Source organism: Mycobacterium sp. UNC410CL29Cvi84 (genome assembly GCF_000686745.1).
In the GTDB taxonomy this organism is placed as follows: domain Bacteria; phylum Actinomycetota; class Actinomycetes; order Mycobacteriales; family Mycobacteriaceae; genus Mycobacterium; species Mycobacterium mucogenicum_B.
In genome coordinates this window covers 47496-70044 of record NZ_JMLM01000012.1, presented here as the reverse complement: position 1 = coordinate 70044, position 22549 = coordinate 47496, and the positions used below count along the sequence as shown (strand labels likewise).

Here is a 22549-nt window from a genome sequence, read left to right as displayed (position 1 = left end):
CGGAGTCTGCTCGCCGCGAAATGTTTTGTCAATCATGACAAAACATTCTGCGGTACCGTACTGGGATGCCCCGGCCGCCGCAGACCGTACGTAGTGAACGCACGCGTGAGGCGCTGCAACAGGCGGCGTTGGTCCGTTTTCTGGCGCAGGGTGTCGAGGGCACCACGGCCGAGGAGATCGCCGCCGACGCCGGTGTCTCGCTGCGCACGTTCTACCGGCACTTCACGTCCAAGCACGATCTGTTGTTCGCCGACTATGACGCCGGTCTGCACTGGTTTCGGACCGCGCTCGCCGGGCGGCCCGCGGACGAACCGGTGCTGGCGGCTGTTCAGGCCGCGATCTTCGCTTTTCCGTACGACTTCGGCGCGGTCACCAAGATTGCGACGCTGCGTGAACAAGAGCTCGACCCCGACCGGATCGTCAATCACATCCGCCAGGTCGAAGCGGACTTCGCCGACGCCATCGCCGAGCATCTGGCGCGGCGCGGCGGACCAGATGACCTGCTGCGCGTCGCGGTGACGTCGAGGACCATTGCCGCCGCGGTGTTCGCCGCGATGGAGGTGTGGATGGGGGGTGCCGAGCGGTCGCTGGCTGATCTGGCGCGCATGTGTCACCAGGCGTTGGATCAGCTGGGGGCTGGGCCCGTCTGATATCGACAAGTTTTGTCACTATTGACAAAACTATGCACGGGTGCGACTCTGCGGAAATGGCGCAATTCGACGCGATCGTGGTGGGAGCGGGGCACAACGGGCTGGCTTCGGCGGTGCTGCTGCAGAAAGCGGGCCTGCGCACGCTGTGTCTGGAGGCCAAGCTCTACTCGGGTGGCATGGCCTCGACCGTCGAGCTCTTCGACGGCTTCAAGTTCGAGATCGCCGGCTCGGAGCAGTTCCCGACGTCGCTCAAGGTCAGCCAGGAGCTGGGCCTCGACGAGGTGCCCAGCGTCGAGCTGGAAGTCATGTCTGTCAACATGCGGGGCATCGGCGACGAGCCGTTCCTCTTCTACTCCGATCCCATGAAGCTGCTCACGCACATGAACGAGGTGCACGGCGCCGAGGCCGTCAACGGCATGGCCGGCCTGATGGCGTGGAGCATGGCCCCGGCGCGCGCGCTCGGCCGGTTCGACGCGGGGCTGCCGCCCAAAACCTACGACGAGATGTATGCCTGTGCCACAAACGAATTCGAGCGGTCGGCCATCACCGACATGCTGTTCGGGTCGGTGACCGACGTCCTGGATCGCTACCTGCCCGACAAGGACAAGCACGGCGCCATCCGCGGCATGCTGTCGGTGCTGGCGTGCAACTCCACCTACCGCGGCCCGGCCACCCCCGGCAGTGCCGCCGCGCTGGCGTTCGGCCTCGCGGTGCCGACCGACGGCGCATCGCTGATGCGAAAGCTCAAGGGCGGCATCGGCGCGCTGACCAAACACCTCGAGGACACATTCGTCGCGCACGGTGGTGAGGTTCGGTTGCGCAGTGCGGTCGCCGCCGTCACTGTCGACGACGGGCGGGTCACCGGGGTCCGGCTGGACGACGGTACCGAAATCACTGCGCCCGTGGTGGTCTCGTCGCTCGCGCCGTCGGTCACCGTGGACCGGCTGCTCGGCGCCGCCGTGCCCGACGACGTCCGTGCCCGGTACGCGCGCGTCGACCACCGGGGCAGCTACCTGCAGATGCACTTCGCGCTCGACGGCATCCCGGAGTTCGCCGAGCCGTACGAAATTCTGAACAACCCCGAATTGCAGGGCACCATCGGTCTTTTCAGCACTCCCGAGGAACTACAGCAGCAATATGACGCCGCGCGCTGTGGAATAGTGCCGGCCGATCCCTCCATCGCCTGGCAGATCCCGTCGGTCCAGGACCCCGAGCTGGCGCCGCCCGGCAAGCATGCGTCGTCGGCCTACGCGCTGTGGTTCCCGGTAGAAGGCGGCGGCGATTACGGATCGATGAAACGAGAAATGGGACAACGGGTCATCGACAAGATCACCCGAGTGGCACCCAACTTCGAGAAGCTCATCCTGCGGCACACGACGTTCACGCCGCGGCACATGGACCGTATGTTCGGCGCTCCCGGCGGCGACTTCTGCCACGGCCTGATCCACCCCGAACAGATGGGGCCGAACCGGCCCGGGCCGCGCGGCTACCTCGACCAGGAGCTGCCCGTCGCGGGCCTCTACCTGGGCGGCGCCGGCTGTCACGGCGGCCCGGCCGTCAACTTCATCCCGGGCTACAACGCCGCGCACGCCGTGCTGAACAACTGACTCGGCTTACTCAGCCGAAACGTCACCGAAACGGATTCGGCAACAACGGCGACCTACTCTGCGGGGATGCGGCCCCACCGGCGTTCTGTCCTGCTCGGACAGCTGGTGGCGGATCGGGCCGCGCCGTCACAGCAGGGCGTGCTGAACGAACTGCGCCGTGCGGTCCTCGACGGCGGGGTGCCGCCGGGCACACCGATCCCGTTGGCGGACGTGGCGGACGTCTTCGGCGTCAGCCAGATCCCGGTGCGGGAGGCGCTGAAAACGCTCATCGGAGAAGGGCTGGTGGAGCACCGGCTCAACTTCGGCTACACCGTGGCCCTGTTGACGCCACAGGAACTACGCGAAATGTACATCGTGCGTGAGGCTTTGGAATCGGCATCGCTGGGGGTCGCCGTGGCCAACGCCACCGATGCCGACCGCGCGGCCGCGGTCGCGGTCAATGTCGGCCTGGAGCAGGCGATCCGCGACGACGACGCGGGCGCCTATCACCGGCAGAGCCGGGAACTGCATGCCGCGCTCACCCGACCGTCGCGCATGCATCGGCTGCTGCACATGCTGGAGGCGGCGTGGAACGTCACCGAACCCGTGCAGTCGATGCTGCATGTCAGCCGTGACGACCGGGCGGCCCTGCATGCCGACCATTGCGCTATGGTCGACGCCTTCGTCGCCGGCGACGCAGAGCGCCTGATCGCCGTCGCGGAAGACCATGCCGTCCGGCTCAACGCCGTGATCGCCAAATTGCCGACGGACACCGGGCTGCTGGCGTAGCGGCGAACATATATCTTTTCCGCAATTGCCACATATCTCAGGGGAAACAGCGGGGAAACGTTGCATTTCTAGCGTTTTCGAGCATGACTGACACCCTCGTTCCCAAGGACACGACCCCACCGGGCGCGGTGATCGGCGCAGGTGACATCGTCGAGGCCGCCGGCCACCCGATCGGCGGCGGCGTCATCAAACCGGATTACGACCCGCGATTGACCAACGAGGACCTCGCTCCGCTGGGCAAGCAGAGCTGGGGTTCCTACAACATCTTCGCGTTCTGGATGTCCGACGTGCACAGCGTCGGCGGCTACGTCACCGCGGGCAGCCTGTTCGCGCTGGGCCTGGCCAGTTGGCAGGTGCTGGTGGCGCTGCTCATCGGCATCACCCTCGTGTACTTCCTGTGCAACCTGGTCGCCAAGCCGAGCCAGGCCGCCGGTGTGCCGTACCCGGTGATCTGTCGCACCGCGTTCGGCGTGCTGGGCGCCAACATCCCGGCCATCATCCGCGGGTTGATCGCGGTGGCCTGGTACGGCATCCAGACCTACCTGGCATCGGCCGCCCTGGATGTGGTGCTGCTCAAGCTGTTTCCGGGGCTCGCCCCCTATGCCGACCTCGCTACCCACGGCTTCCTCGGATTGCCGCTGCTGGGCTGGGCCAGCTTCCTGCTGCTGTGGGTGTTGCAGGCCTGCGTCTTCTGGCGCGGTATGGAGGCGATCCGCAGGTTCATCGACTTCTGTGGCCCGGCCGTCTACGTCGTCATGTTCCTGCTGTGCGGCTACCTCATCTACAAAGCCGGCTGGGGCGCAATCGATCTCAACCTCGGCGCGGTCAAGTACACCGGCCTCGACTCGGTTCCGGTGATGCTCGGCGCCATCGCGTTGGTGGTGTCCTACTTCTCCGGTCCGATGCTCAACTTCGGTGACTTCTCCCGCTACGGCAAGTCGTTCGCCGCCGTCAAGAAGGGCAATTTCCTGGGGCTGCCGGTGAACTTCCTGGTGTTCTCGGTGCTCGTGGTGGTCACCGCGTCGCTGACGCTGCCGGTGTTCGGCGAACTGCTCACCGATCCCGTGCAGACCGTGGCCCGCATCGACAGCACCTTCGCAATCGTGTTGGGCGCCTTGACCTTCACCATCGCCACCATCGGCATCAACATCGTCGCCAACTTCATCAGCCCGGCGTTCGACTTCTCCAACGTCAGCCCGCAGCGCATCAGCTGGCGTGCGGGCGGCATGATCGCCGCGGTCGGCTCGGTGCTCATCACCCCGTGGAACCTCTACAACAACCCGGAGGTCATCCACTACACGCTGGAGATCCTGGGCGCCTTCATCGGCCCACTGTTCGGCGTGCTGCTCGCCGACTACTACCTGGTGCGCAAGCAGCAGGTGGTCGTCGACGAACTGTTCACCATGTCCGAGTCCGGAAAGTACTGGTACACCGGCGGATACAACAAGGTCGCGGTCATCGCCACCGTGGCCGGCGCGGTGCTCGCGGCGCTTCCGGTGCTGCTGGCCGGCACCGTGTACGGCATGCACACCGCTGCCCAGTACAGCTGGTTCATCGGCTGCGGTGTCGCACTCGGCATCTACCGGGTGCTGGCTGTCCGCGACCGGTTCGTCGCCGAATCGGTGGCGTGACCGTGGGGGAGTCCTTGGGATGAGCCGGATTTGGGTCATCAACCCCAACACCACCACATCGATGACCGCCGGGATCGGCCGCTGCGCACAAGCAGTGGCCGGTTCCGGTGTCGAGATCGTTGCCGTGACATCCGAATTCGGTCCGCCCTCCATCGAAAGCCACTACGACGAGGCGATGAGCGTGCCGGGTCTGCTCGAGGCGATCCGGCGCGGTGAGGACGCCGGGGCCGACGGCTACGTGATCGCGTGCTTCGGTGATCCGGGACTGGACGCGGCGCGGGAGCTCGCGACCGGCCCGGTCGTCGGCATCGCCGAGGCCGCCATGCAGACCGCCAGCCACCTTGGCCGCGGCTTCTCGGTGGTGACGACGCTGCCGCGCACCACGGGCCGGGCCGCCGATCTGGCGGAACGCTATGGGATGCAACGTTTCTGCCTGGGCATCCACGCCTGCGATATTCCGGTGCTGGATCTGGAAACCGATCCGACGGCACGCAAGGTCATCACCGAGGCGTGCCGGGAGGCGTTGGACGCCGACGGCTCCGACGCCATCGTGCTGGGGTGCGCCGGCATGGCCGAGATGTGTGCGGCGATCACCGCCGAGCTCGGGGTGCCGGTGGTCGACGGGGTGAGCGCCGCCACGTTGACGGTGCAGGCCCTGGTGCGGATGGGGCTGCGCACCGGCAAGCGCGGCGAGTTCGCGACACCGCCGGCCAAGGAATACACCGTCCGGCGCGGGGTCTAACCGGCCGGGTGTACGGCGCGCCAATGCTCGGCGATCTCGATGCGCCGCGCCAGCCACACCCGGTCGTGGGATTGCACGTGGTCGAGGAATCGTTCCAGCGCGGCACTGCGGGCCGGTCGGCCGACCAGCCGGCAGTGCAAGCCGATCGACAGCATCTTCGGGCTGCCGCCCAGCCCCTCGGCGTAGAGCACGTCGAACGCGTCACGCAGATGAGCGAAGAACTCCTCACCGTTGGAAAAGCCTGCCGGAGAAGCGAATCGCATGTCGTTGGTGTCCAGGGTGTACGGCACCACGAGGTGGTCGGTGTCGGCCACTCGCACCCAGTACGGCAGATCATCGGCGTAGGAGTCCGAGTCGTAGACGAAGCCGCCGTGCTCGACCACCAGCTCCCGCGTGTGCGGAGAGTCCCGGCCGGTGTACCAGCCGAGCGGCGCGGCGCCGGTCAGCTCGGTCAGGATCCGCACCGCCTCGGCCATGTGCGCGCGCTCGGTGTCGCGGTCGGTCAGCTGGTAGGACTTCCACCGCAGGCCGTGACAGGCGATCTCGTGTCCCAGTTCGCCGAACGCGGCCAGCGCCTCCGGATTGCGCTGCAGGGCCCGCGCCACCGCGAAGATGGTCAGCGGGATGTCCCGGCGCTCGAAGATCCTGAGTATCCGCCACAATCCGGCACGCGAGCCGTACTCGTAGAGCGACTCCATGCTCATGTGCCGGTTGGGGAACGCGTCGGCCGGCGTCATCTCGGACAGGAACGTCTCCGAGGCCGGATCGCCGTCGAGCACGTTGTTCTCGCCGCCCTCTTCGTAATTGAGGACGAACTGCACAGCAATGGCCGCGCCCCCGGGCCACTGCGGGTCCGGCGGGGTGCGGCCATAGCCGACCAGGTCGCGCGGGTAGCTCACGTGAGCTCTCCGAACAGCCGCAGTCGCGCCAACCCGCCGTCCGGATAGATGTCCAGCCGTGCCTCGGACACCACGTCGTCGGAATCGATGATGAAGCGGTGCCGGGTGTCGGGCAACAGATCGGTGCGGGGCAGCAGGTCGACCCACCGTCCGTCGGCGCGCAGTGCCGTCAATGCCGCTGCCCCAGGGCTGTTTCCGATGAAGTAGGACGTGTCGATCTCGGCGAGCCGCACCCGTCCCGGTCCCGCGAGCCGGATGCGCACCCAGTCGTTGGAATCGTCACGGCGCCGCGCGGTTTCCCAGCCATCACCCATCACCTGCGCCTGTCCGGGGAAGATCAGGTTCTGCGGCGAGCTGTAGAAACGATTCGAGGCGTCGAGCACCAGACCGCCGTTCTCCAGCGCGGCCAGGTCCAACGGGCCGACACCGAGGAATCGCTTGTCGGGGCGGCCTTCTCCGTGCACCCGCAGCCGCGCCACCCCGCCGTCCGGGTAGATGTTGAGGCGCACATGCGTCCAGCGCTGCTCCGAGGAGACCTCGAAGTTGTTACGGGTGTCGCCGTACACGCGCGAGCGCGCGATGAGCGGTACCCAGCCGGGGTCGACGGCCAACTGCTCGGCTGTCGGGTACCCGTCGACCTCGATGGCGTCGACGGAGACGGCCGGCGGATAGTTGCCCTTGAACCATGCGGTGTCGACCACCACGCCGCGGATGACGCCCGGCACGCCGAGTCGCACGATCGCGGTGTCATGGCCTTCGTCGCGACGACGCCGCGTCTCCCAACCGTCGTACACCTGCCCCTTGTGACCGAACGAGGCCGGCCGATACACCGACGGGCCGGGGGAGATGAGGTTCTCTTTCTCGGCGAACAAGTCGTCGTTGGCCCAGATCACCGCTCCGCCGAGGCTCCGTAGCGCGAGGTCGGGCAGCCAGGTGAAGTCGGGCAGTGATTCAGTCATGACAGCTTTCGGTTCTTGAGGTTTCGTAGCACCTCGACGGTAGCGCCCGGCGCGACCGCGAGTACGTCGTCGGCGCCGAACGCGCCGCAGTCCAGTCCGCGCAGCACCACCGCCGCCAGCGCCTCGGCGGTCGCGGGTTCGTCGACGATCGGGCCGCCGGTGCGGTCCAGGTAGGCCTGCAGCCGGGGCGCCGCGGCGGACATGGCGGCCCGGAAGAAGGTGAAGGTGGCCAGCCACCGGGTCACCAGGTGGCCGGGGTGCATGTCCCAGCCCTGGTAGAAGCCGCGCTCGAGAGACCGGGTGACGAGCCGATGGTGGCGCCGGATCGCCTGCACCACTTGCTCTTCGGTACCGACGGGGGCCACCTGCGTCGAGCCGTCGGCGACCCAGACGCCGGTTTGTGCGGCGGCGGTCTGCATCACCGCCTTGGCATGGTCGGCCACGGGGTGATGGAGCGCCTGATGTTGCGGTGCGATACCGCATGCGGCGCTGTAATCGTAGGTGCCGTAATGCAATCCGCTACATCGGCCCTCGGCGAGCTGGATCGCACGGGCGACGGTCGCGGTCCCGTCGGGGCCCAGTACCGCCTGCGGGCTCTCGATCTGCAGCTCGAAGCGCAGCGTGTGATCTGGCAGACCGTGTGCGGTCTCCAACGCCTCGCACAGCCAGACCGCCGCCGTGACCTGTTCGGCCGCACGCAGTTTCGGCACGGTGAAGACGAAACCGTCGATGGCGCCGGCGTCGAGCACCAACTCGAGGGTGCGCAGGGCCCGGCGGCGCTCTGCGGTGGTGAGCCCCTTGATGCGAATCCCGCTGTGGCTCAACCCGAGTGCGGGCAGGGTCGCCGCCGCCCGCGCCGCGTCGCGATCCTCCACGTCGTCGCCGCGGTTGCCGTAGCCGTCCTCGAAATCCAGGCGCAGGTCGGCAATCGGCGCGGCGGCCAGTTGGTCGCGCACCAGCGCCACTGTGGTCTGGTCGCCGAGTTCGGTGAACACTTCCGCGTGCCGGTCCAGCAGTTCGAGCGCGGCCCGACCCCACTGTGCAGGGGTATCGGGCGTCGCGTCGGCCGCGCTGACGTAGACGGTGTGTATCGGCTGGACGGCGGGTCCGGTCCCCGGAAACCGCGTCGCGAGGTCGGCGTCGACGCGGAATAACAGGGTGTCGATGCGCTGGAGCGCATCCGCCGGGATGCGATGGTGGGGGTCCGACACGTGCCTATCGTGCCGTGCCGACGCGATCTCAGCATGTCGAGCCCGAGTCGGTCTCAGGGGAGCTGATCTAGTCTCGGCAGAGCAATGTCGCACAAGGAGGCCCGATGACCAGCGCCGAACGGATCGACGATCCCGCCGAGAACCCGGTGCCGGACACCGGCACATACGCCGGCCCGGAGTGGATGGGCAAGGCCAACTGGCACTCAGTCGCCGAGTCGTACCTGCTGCGGGCCGTGAAGCCGCTGCTGTTCCTGCTGACCAAGCTCATGCTGGCCATCAACAGGCGGTTCCCGCAGGCCCTGCTGGACCGCGCGTACGACGGTTCCGAGCGGGTGACCAACTGGATGCCCGCGGTGCGTGGGTCGCGCACCGAAAGGGTCGAGCTGCCGAACTGCCCGGCCGAATGGGTCTGGAACGAGACCACCCCGCCGGTCGACGGCCGCGTCATCGTCTACTTCCACGGCTCGGCGTTCATCGCGCTCGGCATCAACAGCCACCGGCCGATGGTGAGCCACATCGCCCGCGACAGCCGCGCGCGGGCCTTGAGCGTCGGGTACCGGCTCTGCCCACGAAACCTCGTCGAGGACGCGGTCGAGGACGGCGTCGACGCCTACCGCTACGTGCTGGCGCAGGGCGTGAAGCCCGAGAACATCGTCCTGGCCGGTGACTCGGCCGGCGGCTTCATCGCGGCCATGACGGCCGTGACGGTGCGCGACCTGGGCATGGCGCCGCCCGCCGGCTGCGTGCTCCTGTCCGCGGCCACCGACAGCGACATGACGCCGAAATACGAAGCGGCCGCCCGTGTTCCGGACGCCATGTTCCCGGTCGACTTCCTCCGGATGATCAGCGAGGTCTTCCTGCTGCGCAACGGCGGGCGCGAAGCGACCCCGTCCCCGGTCGACGCCGACCTGCGCGGCCTCGGCCCGTTCCTGCTGCAGGTGGGGTCCGAAGAGGCGTTGCGCCCCGACTCGGAGCTGATGGCCGAGCGGCTCGCCGCGGCGGGAGTGCCGGTGCGCCTGCAGGTCTTCGACCGCGCCGTCCACGTCTTCCAGGCCTTCGCCTTCTCGAACCCCGACGCCCGTCGTGCGGTCGGTGAGGTCGCCGAGTTCGTGAAGTCCGTCGCCTGATTCCGCCGAGTGTCGGCTCGTGTTCGAGGATCCGCGAAATCGTCGAACACGAGCCAACATTCGATGCGGTTGACCACAGCCGGGAATGAACCGGCGCCGTGCGGCGGTTGCCTACTCCGTGACTGCCGCACCCTTCCGTCTTTCGCCCGACGCCGCACTGCTCAAGCCAGTTCAGGTCGGAGACACGCTGGCCACCAACCGTCTGTTCATGGCGCCGCTCACCCGGTCGCGGGCCGACGCCGACGGCACCCCCTCGGACTTGGCGGCCGAGTACTACTCGCAGCGCGCCGCCGCGGGGATCATCATCTCCGAGGCCACGGCCGTCTCACGGAGCGCCAACGGCGCCTACATGAACACCCCCGGCATCTACACCGACGGGCACCAGGCGAAGTGGGCCGAGATCGCGCAGGCCGTCCACGAAGCCGGCGGCAAGATGTTCGTGCAGTTGTGGCACGTCGGGCGCATGGCGCATTCGGAGATCAGCGGTGGCCGGCCGGTCGCGCCGTCGGCCATCGCCGCCGACATGGTCACCCACACCCCTTCGGGTAAGAAGCCTCTGGAGATCCCGCGGGCGCTCGACATCGATGAGCTCCCCGGGATCGTCGCCGACTTCCGTGCCGCCGCGCGCCGCGCGGTCGACGCCGGGATGGACGGTGTGGAGATTCACGGCGCCAACGGTTACCTGTTGCACGAGTTCGCGTCCGATGTGGTCAACCAGCGCACCGACGCGTACGGCGGATCGCCGGAGAACCGGGCCCGGCTGACCGCCGAGGTCGTCGAAGCCGTCGTGGCCGAGATCGGCGCCGGCCGCGTCGGATTGCGGATATCCCCCGGAAACCCCGCCGGCGACATGCATGAGAACGACGCGTTCAGCACGTACGAGGCCCTGCTGAACCGGATCGATCCGCTCGGCATCGCCTACCTGCATGTGGTCATCGACCCCACCGCCGACCTGTTCGGCGCGATTCGCGCGCTGTGGTCGGGCACCTTCGTGCTCAACACGGGCCGGGGCTCTGGCACCGATTTCTGCCAGCTCAACAGCTTCGTCGACCTGGGTGCCATCAGTGCCGCCGCGGTCGGGCGGTCCTTCCTGGCCAATCCCGACCTGGTCGACCGGCTGGTCCTGGGGGCCGAGCTCAACGAGCCGGATGTGGCGACGTTCTACGCGTCGGGTCCCGTCGGCTACACCGACTATCCGTTCCTCACCGAGGCTGTCGCCTAACGCGAGGCGCACGGGCCACTCAATACGCAAGGGCCACTTATTGCACGTCAGGATCACGCGGACGTGCGGTAGGTGGCCTTTCGTGTGCCTCTGGACACTCTCCCAACCACCTGGTTGGGAGGGCCTGTTACGCTTCCGAGCAGGGGACCGTCTACTCACGGGTAGCCGAACCCACAACCCCATCTCAATAGGACCTGGAGCAAACACATGTCCGAAGAAGCCTTCATCTATGAGGCCATTCGCACGCCCCGTGGCAAGCAGCGCAACGGTGCACTGAACGAGGTCAAGCCGGTCAACCTGATCGTCGGCCTGATCGACGAAATGCGTCGTCGCAACCCCGATCTGGACGAGAACCTGATCAGCGACGTCATCATGGGCGTCGTCTCGCCCGTCGGTGACCAGGGCGGCGACATCGCCCGCACCGCCGCGCTCGTGGCCAAGCTGCCCGAGACCACCGGTGGTTTCCAGCTCAACCGCTTCTGCGCCTCCGGCCTGGAGGCCGTGAACCTGGCTGCCCAGAAGGTCCGTTCCGGCTGGGACGACCTGGTGTACGCCGGTGGCGTCGAGTCCATGAGCCGCGTCCCGATGGGTTCGGACGGCGGCGCGTGGGCCGGCGACCCCGAGACCAACTACCGCATCGGCTTCGTCCCGCAGGGCATCGGCGCCGACCTGATCGCCACCATCGAGGGCTTCTCGCGCGAGGACGTCGACGCCTACGCCGTGCGCTCGCAGGAGAAGGCCGCCGCAGCATGGTCGGGCGGCTACTTCGCCAAGTCGGTCATCCCGGTCAAGGACCAGAACGGCCTGACCATCCTGGACCACGACGAGCACATGCGTCCGGGCACCACCCTGGAGAGCCTGGCCAAGCTGAACTCCGCGTTCGCGGGCCTGGGCGCCATGGGCGGCTTCGACGACGTGGCGCTGCAGAAGTACCACTACGTCGAGAAGATCGACCACGTCCACCACGGTGGCAACAGCTCGGGCATCGTCGACGGCGCCGCCCTGGTGCTGATCGGTAGCGAGGCCGCCGGCAAGTCGCAGAACCTGACCCCGCGCGCCCGCATCGTGGCCACCGCCACCAGCGGTGCCGACCCGGTCATCATGCTGACCGGCCCGACCCCGGCCACCAAGAAGGTCCTGGACCGCGCCGGCCTGACGGTCGACGACATCGACCTGTTCGAAATCAACGAGGCCTTCGCTTCGGTGGTGCTCAAGTTCCAGAAGGACCTGAACATCCCGGACGAGAAGCTGAACGTCAACGGTGGCGCCATCGCGATGGGCCACCCGCTGGGCGCCACCGGCGCCATGATCACCGGAACCATGGTCGACGAGCTCGAGCGCCGCGGCGCCAAGCGTGCCCTCATCACGCTGTGTATCGGCGGCGGCATGGGCGTGGCCACCATCATCGAGCGCGTCTAGGGAGATTGAAAGAACATGGCTGAGAAGACAATTCAGTGGGACAAGGATGCCGACGGCATCGTCACCCTGACCATGGACGACCCCACGGGTTCGGCCAACGTGATGAACGAGCACTACAAGGAGTCGATGCACTACGCGGTGCAGAGCCTGCTCGCCGAGAAGGACTCCATCACCGGTGTCGTCATCACCAGCGCGAAGAAGACCTTCTTCGCCGGCGGTGACCTCAAGGGCATGATGCAGATCGGCCCCGACGACGCCGGCGAGGCGTTCGCCATGGTCGAGGACATCAAGGCCGACCTGCGTGCCCTGGAGACCCTGGGCAAGCCCGTCGTCGCCGCCATCAACGGCGCCGCCCTCGGTGGCGGCCTGGAGATCGCGCTGGCGTGCCATCACCGCATCGCGGCGGACGTCCGCGGCAGCCAGATCGGCCTGCCCGAGGTCACCCTGGGTCTGCTGCCCGGCGGTGGCGGCGTCGCCCGCACCGTGCGCATGTTCGGCATCCAGAAGGCGTTCATGGAGGTCCTGAGCCAGGGCACCCGCTTCACCCCGGCCAAGGCGCAGGCCACCGGCCTGGTCGACGAGCTCGTCGACACCGTCGAGGAACTGATCCCGGCCGCCAAGGCATGGATCAAGGCCAACCCCGAGGGTGGCGTGCAGCCGTGGGACGTCAAGGGCTACAAGATGCCCGGTGGCACCCCGTCGAGCCCGGGCCTAGCCGGCATCCTGCCGTCGTTCCCGGCGCTGCTGAAGAAGCAGCTCAAGGGTGCCCCGATGCCCGCGCCGCGCGCCATCCTCGATGCCGCCGTCGAGGGTGCGCAGGTCGACTTCGACACCGCGTCGCGCATCGAGAGCCGCTACTTCACCAGCCTGGTCACCGGCCAGACCGCGAAGAACATGATCCAGGCGTTCTTCCTGGACCTGCAGGCCATCAACGGTGGCGCCTCGCGTCCCGAGGGCATCGCCAAGCAGGACATCAAGAAGATCGGCGTGCTGGGCGCGGGCATGATGGGCGCCGGTATCGCCTACGTGTCGGCCAAGGCCGGCTACGAGGTCGTCCTCAAGGACGTCACGCAGGAAGCCGCTGACAAGGGCAAGAACTACTCCGAGAAGATCGAGGCCAAGGCGCTCGAGCGTGGCAAGACCACGCAGGAGAAGTCCGACGCGCTGCTGGCCCGCATCACCCCGACCGCGGACCCGCAGGACCTCAAGGGCGTCGACTTCGTCATCGAGGCCGTGTTCGAGAACCAGGAACTCAAGCACAAGGTGTTCCAGGAGATCGAGGACATCGTCGAGCCCAACGCGCTGCTCGGCTCGAACACCTCCACCCTGCCGATCACCGGTCTGGCGACCGGCGTGAAGCGCCAGGAGGACTTCATCGGTATCCACTTCTTCTCGCCCGTCGACAAGATGCCGCTGGTGGAGATCATCAAGGGTGAGAAGACCTCCGACGAGGCGCTGGCCCGGGTGTTCGACTACACCCTCGCCATCAAGAAGACCCCGATCGTCGTCAACGACAGCCGCGGCTTCTTCACCTCCCGCGTCATCGGCACCTTCGTCAACGAGGCGCTGGCCATGCTGGGCGAGGGCGTTGCGCCCGCGTCCATCGAGCAGGCCGGTTCGCAGGCCGGTTACCCGGCTGCGCCGCTGCAGCTTTCGGATGAGCTCAACCTGGAGCTCATGCACAAGATCGCTGTCGCCACCAAGGAAGGCGTCGAGGCTGCCGGTGGCACCCACGTGGCGCACCCGGCCGAGGCTGTCGTCGAGAAGATGATCGAGCTCGGTCGTCCGTCGCGCCTGAAGGGCGCGGGCTTCTACGAGTACGTCGACGGCAAGCGCACCCAGCTGTGGCCGGGGCTGAAGGAAGCCTTCAACTCGGGTTCGACCGAACTGCCGCTGCAGGACATGATCGACCGCATGCTGTTCGCCGAGGCGCTGGAGACCCAGAAGTGCATCGACGAGGGCGTGCTGACCTCGACCGCTGACGCGAACATCGGCTCGATCATGGGTATCGGCTTCCCGCCGTACACCGGTGGTTCGGCGCAGTTCATCGTCGGCTACCAGGGCGAGCTGGGCGTCGGCAAGGAGGCCTTCGTGGCCCGGGCCAAGGAGCTGGCCGCCAAGTACGGCGACCGCTTCCTGCCGCCGGCGTCGCTGGAGAGCTAGCCTCTAGCACCACCAAAAACCCCCAAATCCCAAGGGATTTGGGGGTTTTTGCGTTGGTGGATGACGCGGATGCACGGTGGTGGCTGCTCAGGCGCCGGAGTCTGTCGCCTGGGGTGCCTTGACGTGAATCCACAGTTTGTCGAGGATGCGCTGCAGGTCCCGGCGCTCGCGCTCGCTCAACACGTCGATGAGCCCGCCGCACGCCTGCTCGAATACCGGAAGCGCTTCGGCGACAAGCTTTTCCCCTTCGGGTGTGATGCGGACCGGTGTGCTGCGGCGGTCGGTGGCATGCCGGGTCCGTGTGACCAGCTTCCGCTTCTCCAGCCAGTCGATGAGACCGGTGGCGCTGGCCTTGGTGATGCCGAAGTACTCGGCGATCCCGCTGGGGGTCTGACGCACCGTCCATTCGTCTTCTGGTTGGGCGAGCTGTGCCGCGAAGATCATCAGGACATCGAGTTTGGCTTCCGAGATGTTGACGCGTTCGAGTTTCCGATTCACCGCGGCCATGACGTCGTCGGCCAACCACAGCAGGGACAACCCCAGCCGGGCCGCACTGACGTCCTTCGCCGGATCGGCACCCTTCCAGAGGTTGAGCACAGGCCGCATGGCCGCCGGCGCCGTGAGTTTGACCCGGGCGGCCGAGAGGCCGCGACGAACGGTAGCGGTGCTGATCTGTGGCCGGCCCATGCCGGCAGTTTAGAAACCTGACAGTAAGGCAACCGAACCGAGTCTTGTCGTGCCATCCCGACAGCGGGTCAGCGAAGTCTCCACCCAGGGCGGATGTCGCACGGGCACAACAAGTTTGGCTGGATACGGGAAACCTGTGCGTCTGTCGCCGGGCGGCCGTCGCCGACCGCTTCCGGTGCGCGGCGGGTTTCGAGGTCAGCGCGCGGGGTTCGAGTACACCCGCGTCGGTGAGATGAGCACCGCGGCACGGCCCTCGTCTCGCATGACGCGGTCGTAGGTGTCCCAGTCGTCATGGGTGCCGCCCGCGGCGGTAAAGACGTTGCGCAACAACACCCTCAGGGTCTCGGCGTCGGTGTCGTCAGGCCCGATGACCTCCGCCGTTCCCTCGACCGTCAGCCACTGCCACCCCGCGTGCGCGACGACCGAGGTGCGCGGATCGGCGCGCAGATTGCGCAGCTTGCGGGTGGACCCGATGGCGACGAGCGCGACGACCGGTGCCCCGGTCGTCGGATGCGGCAGCACGCCGGCATTGACCACCGAGGACTGGATGCTGCCGTCACCGCGCAGGGTGTTCAGCACCACCAGCCCGTGATCACGCGCGGACAGCTCGGCGAATTCAGTCAGGTCGGTCATGGTGTCCTCACTCCGCCACGTCAAATGCGGCAATGACTTTCGTCGGTTTGACCCGGACCACGAGTTCACCGGGGACGGCGTTGCGGCGGCCGTATTCCTCGGCGCGGTCGGCGCCCATATAGCGGGCGCCAGTACGGGTGGCGATGTCGAGAAGCTCGTCGGGCTCCTCGCTGATCGCCGCGACGCCCTGTATTTGGACGAACGCATAGGGCGGGGACGTGTCGTCGACGCACAGCACCACGCGCGGGTCGCGGGCCAGCGCCCGCCCCTTGGCGGTGTCCTTGCCGGTGTTGAACACCAGCTCGCCGCCATCCACCACGAACCACACGGGTGCGGCCAGCGGCCGGCCGTCAGCCGCCACCCAGCCGAGCACCGCGGTACGTGTGCCCTCGGACAGAAACGCGATCACATCGTCGGAAAGTTCGCCCATGTGGCCACGCTACGCCCGGCGGCGGAGCGCCGACCTTCTGACCGCGAGCAGACTTAAAACTGTCGTTTTCGCCCGGAAAACGACAGTTTTACGTCTGCTCGCGCGGGGGTGGTGACCACAGCCCACAAGGGGAACGCCGGCGAAACTTCAGGTGCGCCGCCGCTGGAACAGGTAGTAGCGCGCCGGGTTCTTGCCGTTGTGGTCCAAGCCGGGTTCGTCACCGCTGTCGAGCAGCGTCCACCCGAGCGCGAAGCGCCGCTCCACTTCGGCCGGATCGATTCCGGGCACCCCGAACGAGGCGCCCGGCACGAACGCGACGATCAGCAGGCGCGCGTCCGCCGCCGCGACCGCCGTCACCTCGCCGACGTAGGCGTCGCGGTCGTCGGCGCTCATGCCGTGCAGGCACCCGTTGTCGACGATCAGCGCGAAGTCGGCGCCGATGCCCTGGCCCGTCAGCCGGGTGGCGTCGGCCTGGTCGAACCGCACCGCGCCCGGCGCCGAGGTGTCCCGCTTCGCGGCTTTCGCGCGCGCCTTCTGGACTGCGGTCGCGACGTAGTCGATGCCGGTGACGTCCCAGCCGAGTCCGGCCAGATACAACGCGTTGTCGCCGGTGCCGCAACCGATGTCGAGCGCGGTGCCCGGCGTCAGGGCATTGTCACCCTCGACCAGCTCACGCAGGCTGTTGGCTAGTGGATGCCCGTCCCACGGGGTAAATCCGAGCCGGTAGAAGACCCGGAACAGACGCTGTCGGGACGACATGGCATCACAGCGCCCCGAGGTCGGCCGACAGCCAGTGCTTCGGGTCGACGGTGACGGTCACGCTGGGGCCGTGCTCGCGCCGGGCGATCTCGAGGTAGGCCGGGGCCTTCTCCTTGCCGAGGTACCGCTCGGCCATCTCGACCAGCTGCTCATCGGTGCCGGTCTCGATGCTGAGCACCGGGCCGTCGACCGCGACGTAGCGGACCGTCGGCTCGAGCCGCTCGGCCATCAGCGACACGTGCCCGGCCGCCTCGATCAGCTTGTGCTTGCGGGAGTCGAGACCGGTGAGCAGCCACAACTTGCCGCCGGGGCTGTACTGGTACCAGATCGGCACCGTCAGGGGACCGCGGTCCGGGCCGGCGTTGACCGACAGCGCCCCGATGTGTGGTTCGGCCAGAAATTCTTCGCGTTCATCCTTGGAAAGGGCCATGAACCCAACGTAGCGAAAAAGGGTGACACCGCAGCGGCTTCGGCCACACGCGTAGACGTCAGTCCGGCAGCGGCATGGTGTCGTACAGCCGGACGCCCTTCTCGTTGAGCCGCGCCAGCCGTTGCGCCAGGCCCCTGGGCAACACCGATATGGTCCGCGCGGCGCCGAGGAGTGCCCTTGCGCCCCAAGCAGATCCCGGCACGACGGTTCTGGCGTTGACCCGCGCCATGGTGCGGCTGCCGGCCACCGGCGCGGCCATGGTCCGTTCGTAGGCGGCGAACGCGGCAGTGTGATCGCCGCGGGCCGCAGCCAAGGCGTGCGCCAGGACGTACGCGCCGTACACCGCGAGGCTGGTGCTGCCGCCGACTCCCGGACCGGGGCAGTACCCCGCGTCCCCGACCAGCGTGACGCGTCCCCGCGACCAGGTACTCATCTCCAGTTGGGTGATGGCGTCGAAGTAGAACGCCGGCGTATGGTCCATCTCCCGCAGCCAGTGGTCGACTTCGGGGACCAGGCCGGCGAACGCCGCGTGCAAGTGGCGCTGCTGCGCGGCGACGTCTCGGTAGTGGTAGTCGAGCGGCGCATCGGTGCGGAACATGAACACCGCCCGGGCGTCCTCGAGATGGTCGGCGCTGTACACCATGGCGATCTTCCGCGGCGCCAGGTAGCCGCTCATCTCACCTTTGGGCGCAAGCATTTTCGGCACCGACACCACCGCCAGATAGCCGCCGAGAAACCGTTCTCTGGCCACATCACCGAAGGTCAGCTGCCGGACCCCCGAGTGCAGACCGTCGGCACCGATCACCAGGTCGAACCGCTCGGGTGCGCCATGCTCGAACGTCACCTCGCCGGCGTCGGTGATGGACGTGATCTGGTCCCCGAAGCGGAACTCGGCATCGTCGCGGACGGCGTCGTAGTACGCCTGGCTGAGGTCGTCGCGCATGATCTCGACGTGCCGGTCGGACATGGCCGCGATGAGTTTGACGTAGTCGATGCTGTTCCACCGGTTCTTGGGCGGACGGTTGAGCGAGAGGATCGTGGTCCCGGTGGCGCGGGCCTCGATCCGGTCCAGAACGCCCATGCGTTCGGAGATTTCCATGGCCGGCCGGAAGAGGTCGACGGCATGACCACCGGTCTTGCGCAGGGCCGGCGCGCGTTCGACCACCGTCACGTCGAATCCGTTGCGGGACAGCCAGTAGGCCAGGACCGGTCCGGCGATGCTGGCGCCAGAGATGAGCACCTTCATGGATTCCTCCGCATTTACTTAACGGTCGGTAAGTGGATGTCGGGTCAGCTTACCGCCCGTTAAGTAAGTTAGGGTGGCCACGTGGCGAGAACCCCGTCCGAGACCCGCACGCGCATCCAGGATGTGGCGCGCGAGCTATTCAGTCAGAAGGGCGTGCAGCGCACCAGCCTGCAGGACATCGCCGATCAGCTCGGCATCAGTAAACCCGCGCTCTACTACCACTTCAGCTCGCGTGAGGACCTCGTGCGCAGCATCCTGCAGCCGCTGGTCGACGAGGGCGAGGAATTCGTGGCCGCCCAGGAACGCCTGCGCGGTTCGGCCCGGGCCACCCCGCGCGAGCTGTTGCAGGGCTACTTCGACTTCCACTACCGACACCGGGCCGACCTCATGCTCATCGTCACCGAGCTGACGACGCTCGCCGACCTGGGGCTGATCGACAGCATGCTGGCGTGGCGCGAGCGGCTGGGCAAGCTGGTCTTCGGGCGGCGACCCACCCTCGAACAGGCCACGCGGGCCGTCATCGCGTTCGGCGGTCTGCAGGACTGCTGCCTGCAGTTCCCGGACGTGCCGGCCGACCAGCTGAGGCGGGCGACGGTTGACGGCGCGATGGCCGCGCTCGGGCTGCCGGACTGAGGGCATTCGCGCCGACCACACCTGGTCAGGATGTCGCGCGCAGTGCCCCACACGGCGGCGTCGGTACGATTGCCCCATATCGGTCTGAGCGATCGACGCCGAACGCAACGGAGAGTGCCTGTTGGAGATCCCCTTTATCGGGCCACTGACGCTGTCCGGGTTCTCGAGCGGTTGGTTCTTCCTGTACCTGATTGCCGTCGTCGGCGCCGTCGCGATCTATCTGCTGCTGCGCAAGGCCCGTCGCAAGCGGGTGCTGCGGTTCGCCAACACCGAGCTCCTGGAGCAGGTCGTCGCGGCACGGCCGAAGACCCGGTCGCGGTGGCGGCACCTACCGGCGGTCCTGCTCGTGGTCTCGCTGGTCTTTCTCACCACCGCCATGGCCGGACCGACGCACGACATCCGGATTCCGCGTAACCGCGCCGTCGTCATGCTCGTCATCGACGTCTCCGAATCGATGATCGCGACCGACGTCAAGCCCAGCCGCATCGAGGCGGCCAAGAGCGCCGGTAAGACGTTCGTCAAAGGCCTGACCAACGGGATCAGCGTCGGCCTCGTCCAATTCTCGTCCAGCGCAACGATGCTGGTGGCCCCGACCAGCGACCACGACGTCGTGGCGCGGACCATCGACACCCTGGAGCCGTCCCCGCGCACCGCGACCGGCGAAGGCATCTTCACGGCGCTGCAGGCCATCGCCACCCTCGACGCCGTCATGGGCGGCGGTGACGGTCCGCCGCCCGCGCACATCGTGCTGATGTCGGACGGTAAGGAAACCGTGCCGGCCGACCCGAACGACCCGCGCGGCGCACTGACGGCGGCGCGCGCGGCCAAAGACCAGGACGTCGTGATCTCGACCATCTCGTTCGGTACGCCGTCCGGTGTCATCACCTACGAGGGGCAGGAAGTGCCGGTCCCGACCGACGACCTGTCACTGCAGAAGATCGCGAAGGTGACCGGCGGTGAGTCATACCGCGCCGAGACCCTCGATCAGCTGACCCGCGTGTACGCCAACCTGCAGCAGCAGATCGGCTACCAGACCATCCGTGGCGACGCCAGCGGCAGCTGGACGCGCGTCGGATTCTTCGTGCTGGTCCTGGCGCTGTTCGCGGGCCTGAAGATCAACAACCGCCTGCCGGGCTGATCAGCGTCCCGGCATCGTCTTGCCGATGGCGGTGCCCGCCGCGGCGTCGGTGCTCTGGTACTTCGTGGCCGCCGTGCGCAGTGAGTCGGCGAAGCCGGTGACGGCCTTGCCCAGGTTCTGGCAGTCGGTGTTCAGCAGCGGGCCGACGCGCTGGCAGGCGCCGCCGGACGCGAGCCCGGACATGCCGGCCGCGGCCGCGTTGAGCGGTTCTCCCGGCTTGACCTCGCCGACGGCGGAGCCGCACGACGCCATGGTGCTCGCCGCGGCCGTCAGAACCTGCGGATCGACGCGCAAATCGGGTGCCATGGTTGTCAGCCTAAGCCTGCGACGTGGGGGTTCCCGACGCTGTTTCGTGGAGCGGAGCTGCCCGGGGGCGCAGACCGCCTAAAGTCGGGATCATGCGCTTCGGATTGTTCATCCCGCAAGGTTGGCGACTCGATCTGGTGGGGATCGCCCCGCAGGACCAATGGCAGGTGATGCGCGACCTCGCCGCGTACGCCGACGCCGGACCCTGGGATTCGCTGTGGGTCTACGACCATTTCCACACCGTGCCGATGCCGACCTCGGAGGCCACACACGAGGCGTGGACGCTGATGGCGGCATACGCCGCGACGACCTCGCGGATCAAGCTCGGCCAGATGTGTACCGCGATCAGCTATCGCAACCCGGCGTATCTGGCGAAGGTCGCGGCGACCACCGACATCATCTCCGGCGGCCGGGTGCAGATGGGCATCGGTGGCGGCTGGTACGAACACGAATGGCGCGCTTACGGTTACGGTTTCCCGTCGGCCGGTGTGCGGCTGGCCCGGCTCGATGAGGGCGTGCAGATCATGCGCACCGCCTGGCGTGACGGTGTGGTGAGCTTCGACGGCAAGCACTACCAGGTCGACGGCGCCATCGTGCAGCCCAAACCGTTGCAGGACAAAGGTATTCCGCTGTGGATCGCGGGCGGCGGTGAGAAGGTGACACTCAAGATCGCCGCAAAGTACGCGCAGTACACCAACTTCACCTCCGAGCCTGCCGGCTTCGCGCACAAATCCGAAGTGCTGCAACAGCATTGCCGCGAGGTTGGTACCGACTACGACGGCATCGTCCGCTCGGCCAACTTCAACGTGGTGATCGGGGAGTCCGAGGCGGACGTTGCCGCGCGCATCGCGCGCATCCGGGAGCGTCAGGTCGCCGTCGCGCACGAGGGTGCGGTCGACGCGATGGTCAAGAACCTGACATCACCCGATTCCGCTTGCGGCACAACCGAACAGGTCATCGAGACGTTGCGGAAGATCAAGGATCTCGGCAGCGAGTACGCGATCTTGTACTTCCCGGAGGCCGCCTACGACAGGTCGAGCATCGAGGCGTTCGAGCGGGACGTCATCCCCGCGCTCAGTGACTAGCCGCCATGGACGGGTTTCTGGTCGACGCACCGCCGCTGCGGCCGCCGGTGTGGGTCGAACAGTTCTGGGCTGACCTCACGTTCCTGCACTGGCCCGTCGACCCGGCGAGCGTCGCGCACCTGTATCCGCCCGGCACCGCGCCGGACGTCTTCTCCGACGGGCTGACGTACGTCGGCCTGGTGCCGTTCGTCATGCACCGCTCGGCGGTGGCCGGCCGTGTGCCGTTGCCCTACTTCGGGGCCTTCGCCGAAACCAACGTGCGACTGTATTCGGTGGACGCCGCGGGCCGGCACGGCGTGCTGTTCCGGTCGCTGGAGACGATGCGGCTGGCCGTCGTCGGGGCGACCCGCCTCGGCATGGGGGTGCCCTACACCTGGGCCAAACTGCGCGTCACCCGCACCGGTGACCGGATCACCTACGTGGGCACGCGCCGCTGGCCCGAGCGGGGTCTGCGGACCCTGGTGGAGCTCGCGATCGGTGCGCCTGTCGACCCCACACCCTTGGAGGTGTGGCTGACGGCCCGCTGGGGTGCGCACACCCGCAAGGCCGGCCGGACGTGGTGGGTGCCCAACGAGCACCCGACCTGGCCGCTGCGACGGGCCGAGGTGGTCGAGCTGACCGACGATCTGGTGCCCGCCAGTGGAGTGGTGCCGGTGGGGCCGCCGTTGCGCGCGTTGTTCTCGCCGGGGGTGCAGGCCCGCTTCGGGCGGCCCACCGCGCTCCGTTGAGCCTTTCCTCGAAGGTGTCCGGTTCTGGTCCGGAAGATGAACGGCTGGTAGCGCAAAGGTGCAGTCTCGGTGATCA

Annotated in this window: 23 protein-coding genes; 13 read left to right on the top strand and 10 right to left on the bottom strand. The window is 67.6% G+C overall.

All coding sequences use genetic code 11. The features are described from left to right. The first annotated feature begins 65 nt into the window (after positions 1-65). The 5 genes from BR47_RS0117875 (at position 66) to BR47_RS0117855 (ending at position 5398) form a co-directional block, all read left to right on the top strand. Entirely contained in the window at positions 66-650 is a 585-nt protein-coding gene (locus BR47_RS0117875; protein WP_029120353.1) for a TetR/AcrR family transcriptional regulator, read from the top strand. A gap of 56 nt (positions 651-706) precedes the next feature. Further along, the gene (locus BR47_RS0117870) at positions 707-2257 is read left to right on the top strand and encodes a phytoene desaturase family protein (protein ID WP_029120352.1); all 1551 of its coding nucleotides are present in this window, start codon (positions 707-709) and stop codon (positions 2255-2257) included. A 66-nt stretch (positions 2258-2323) separates the two neighbouring features. Continuing rightward, entirely contained in the window at positions 2324-3025 is a 702-nt protein-coding gene (locus BR47_RS0117865) for a GntR family transcriptional regulator (protein ID WP_020098854.1), read from the top strand. 83 nt (positions 3026-3108) lie between these two features. Continuing rightward, positions 3109-4656: an NCS1 family nucleobase:cation symporter-1 gene (locus BR47_RS0117860; protein WP_029120351.1), complete on the top strand. Its 1548-nt coding sequence runs from the start codon at positions 3109-3111 to the stop codon at positions 4654-4656. 19 nt (positions 4657-4675) lie between these two features. Then, positions 4676-5398, top strand: coding sequence for an aspartate/glutamate racemase family protein (locus BR47_RS0117855; RefSeq protein WP_029120350.1), 723 nt, complete (start codon positions 4676-4678; stop codon positions 5396-5398). Here BR47_RS0117855 and puuE read toward each other — a convergent pair. From puuE to BR47_RS0117840, 3 genes are read right to left on the bottom strand one after another with little or no spacing between them, the layout of a single operon-like run. Then, positions 5395-6297 carry an allantoinase PuuE gene (gene puuE, locus BR47_RS0117850; protein ID WP_029120349.1) on the bottom strand — a complete coding sequence of 301 codons (903 nt, stop codon included), beginning with the start codon at positions 6295-6297 and terminating at the stop codon, positions 5395-5397. The two genes, BR47_RS0117855 and puuE, sit on opposite strands and share 4 nt — an antisense overlap. Next, complete coding sequence (gene alc, locus BR47_RS0117845) at positions 6294-7256, bottom strand: allantoicase (protein ID WP_029120348.1); 963 nt, start codon at positions 7254-7256, stop codon at positions 6294-6296. Before alc ends, puuE begins: the two co-directional genes overlap by 4 nt. After that, complete coding sequence (locus BR47_RS0117840) at positions 7253-8467, bottom strand: DUF6986 family protein (protein ID WP_036427556.1); 1215 nt, start codon at positions 8465-8467, stop codon at positions 7253-7255. The genes alc and BR47_RS0117840 overlap by 4 nt, the downstream gene beginning before the upstream one ends. Before the next feature lie 104 nt (positions 8468-8571). Between BR47_RS0117840 and BR47_RS0117835 the strand changes: the two genes are divergently transcribed. The 4 genes from BR47_RS0117835 (at position 8572) to BR47_RS0117820 (ending at position 14398) form a co-directional block, all read left to right on the top strand. Then, the gene (locus tag BR47_RS0117835; RefSeq protein ID WP_029120346.1) at positions 8572-9594 is read left to right on the top strand and encodes an alpha/beta hydrolase; all 1023 of its coding nucleotides are present in this window, start codon (positions 8572-8574) and stop codon (positions 9592-9594) included. 85 nt (positions 9595-9679) lie between these two features. Further along, positions 9680-10816: an alkene reductase gene (locus tag BR47_RS0117830; RefSeq protein ID WP_051634873.1), complete on the top strand. Its 1137-nt coding sequence runs from the start codon at positions 9680-9682 to the stop codon at positions 10814-10816. Positions 10817-11023: 207 nt separating this feature from the next. After that, positions 11024-12235 (top strand): acetyl-CoA C-acetyltransferase, encoded by a 1212-nt coding sequence (locus BR47_RS0117825; RefSeq protein ID WP_020098862.1) that lies wholly within the window; start codon positions 11024-11026, stop codon positions 12233-12235. Between the two features lie 15 nt (positions 12236-12250). Beyond that, positions 12251-14398 (top strand): 3-hydroxyacyl-CoA dehydrogenase NAD-binding domain-containing protein, encoded by a 2148-nt coding sequence (locus BR47_RS0117820; protein WP_020098863.1) that lies wholly within the window; start codon positions 12251-12253, stop codon positions 14396-14398. Positions 14399-14485: 87 nt separating this feature from the next. On the opposite strand, the gene BR47_RS0117815 is transcribed toward BR47_RS0117820, so the two are convergent. From BR47_RS0117815 to BR47_RS0117790, 6 genes are all read right to left on the bottom strand, one after another. Continuing rightward, positions 14486-15085 carry a MarR family winged helix-turn-helix transcriptional regulator gene (locus BR47_RS0117815; protein ID WP_029120344.1) on the bottom strand — a complete coding sequence of 200 codons (600 nt, stop codon included), beginning with the start codon at positions 15083-15085 and terminating at the stop codon, positions 14486-14488. Positions 15086-15280: 195 nt separating this feature from the next. Next, positions 15281-15718, bottom strand: coding sequence for a TIGR03618 family F420-dependent PPOX class oxidoreductase (locus BR47_RS0117810; protein ID WP_029120343.1), 438 nt, complete (start codon positions 15716-15718; stop codon positions 15281-15283). A 7-nt stretch (positions 15719-15725) separates the two neighbouring features. After that, on the bottom strand, positions 15726-16148 hold the full coding sequence (locus BR47_RS0117805) for a PPOX class F420-dependent oxidoreductase (protein WP_029120342.1): 423 nt from the start codon (positions 16146-16148) through the stop codon (positions 15726-15728). Between the two features lie 147 nt (positions 16149-16295). Further along, on the bottom strand, positions 16296-16907 hold the full coding sequence (locus tag BR47_RS0117800; RefSeq protein WP_029120341.1) for a class I SAM-dependent methyltransferase: 612 nt from the start codon (positions 16905-16907) through the stop codon (positions 16296-16298). A 4-nt stretch (positions 16908-16911) separates the two neighbouring features. Beyond that, positions 16912-17337, bottom strand: coding sequence for a pyridoxamine 5'-phosphate oxidase family protein (locus BR47_RS0117795; RefSeq protein ID WP_029120340.1), 426 nt, complete (start codon positions 17335-17337; stop codon positions 16912-16914). A 58-nt stretch (positions 17338-17395) separates the two neighbouring features. After that, positions 17396-18583 (bottom strand): FAD-dependent monooxygenase, encoded by a 1188-nt coding sequence (locus BR47_RS0117790; protein WP_029120339.1) that lies wholly within the window; start codon positions 18581-18583, stop codon positions 17396-17398. 81 nt (positions 18584-18664) lie between these two features. On the opposite strand from BR47_RS0117790, the gene BR47_RS0117785 reads away from it, so the two are divergent. Together BR47_RS0117785 and BR47_RS0117780 are read left to right on the top strand one after the other, a co-directional pair. Next, positions 18665-19216 (top strand): TetR/AcrR family transcriptional regulator, encoded by a 552-nt coding sequence (locus tag BR47_RS0117785; protein ID WP_020098870.1) that lies wholly within the window; start codon positions 18665-18667, stop codon positions 19214-19216. A 121-nt stretch (positions 19217-19337) separates the two neighbouring features. After that, positions 19338-20354 carry a VWA domain-containing protein gene (locus tag BR47_RS0117780; protein ID WP_020098871.1) on the top strand — a complete coding sequence of 339 codons (1017 nt, stop codon included), beginning with the start codon at positions 19338-19340 and terminating at the stop codon, positions 20352-20354. Here the strand turns inward: BR47_RS0117780 and BR47_RS0117775 are convergent, their stop codons facing one another. Continuing rightward, positions 20355-20660, bottom strand: coding sequence for a type VII secretion target (locus BR47_RS0117775; protein ID WP_029120338.1), 306 nt, complete (start codon positions 20658-20660; stop codon positions 20355-20357). 92 nt (positions 20661-20752) lie between these two features. Here BR47_RS0117775 and BR47_RS0117770 point away from each other — a divergent pair, with 92 nt between their 5' ends. Further along, complete coding sequence (locus BR47_RS0117770; protein ID WP_029120337.1) at positions 20753-21745, top strand: LLM class F420-dependent oxidoreductase; 993 nt, start codon at positions 20753-20755, stop codon at positions 21743-21745. A gap of 5 nt (positions 21746-21750) precedes the next feature. After that, on the top strand, positions 21751-22473 hold the full coding sequence (locus BR47_RS0117765; protein WP_029120336.1) for a YqjF family protein: 723 nt from the start codon (positions 21751-21753) through the stop codon (positions 22471-22473). Positions 22474-22549: the final 76 nt, after the last annotated feature.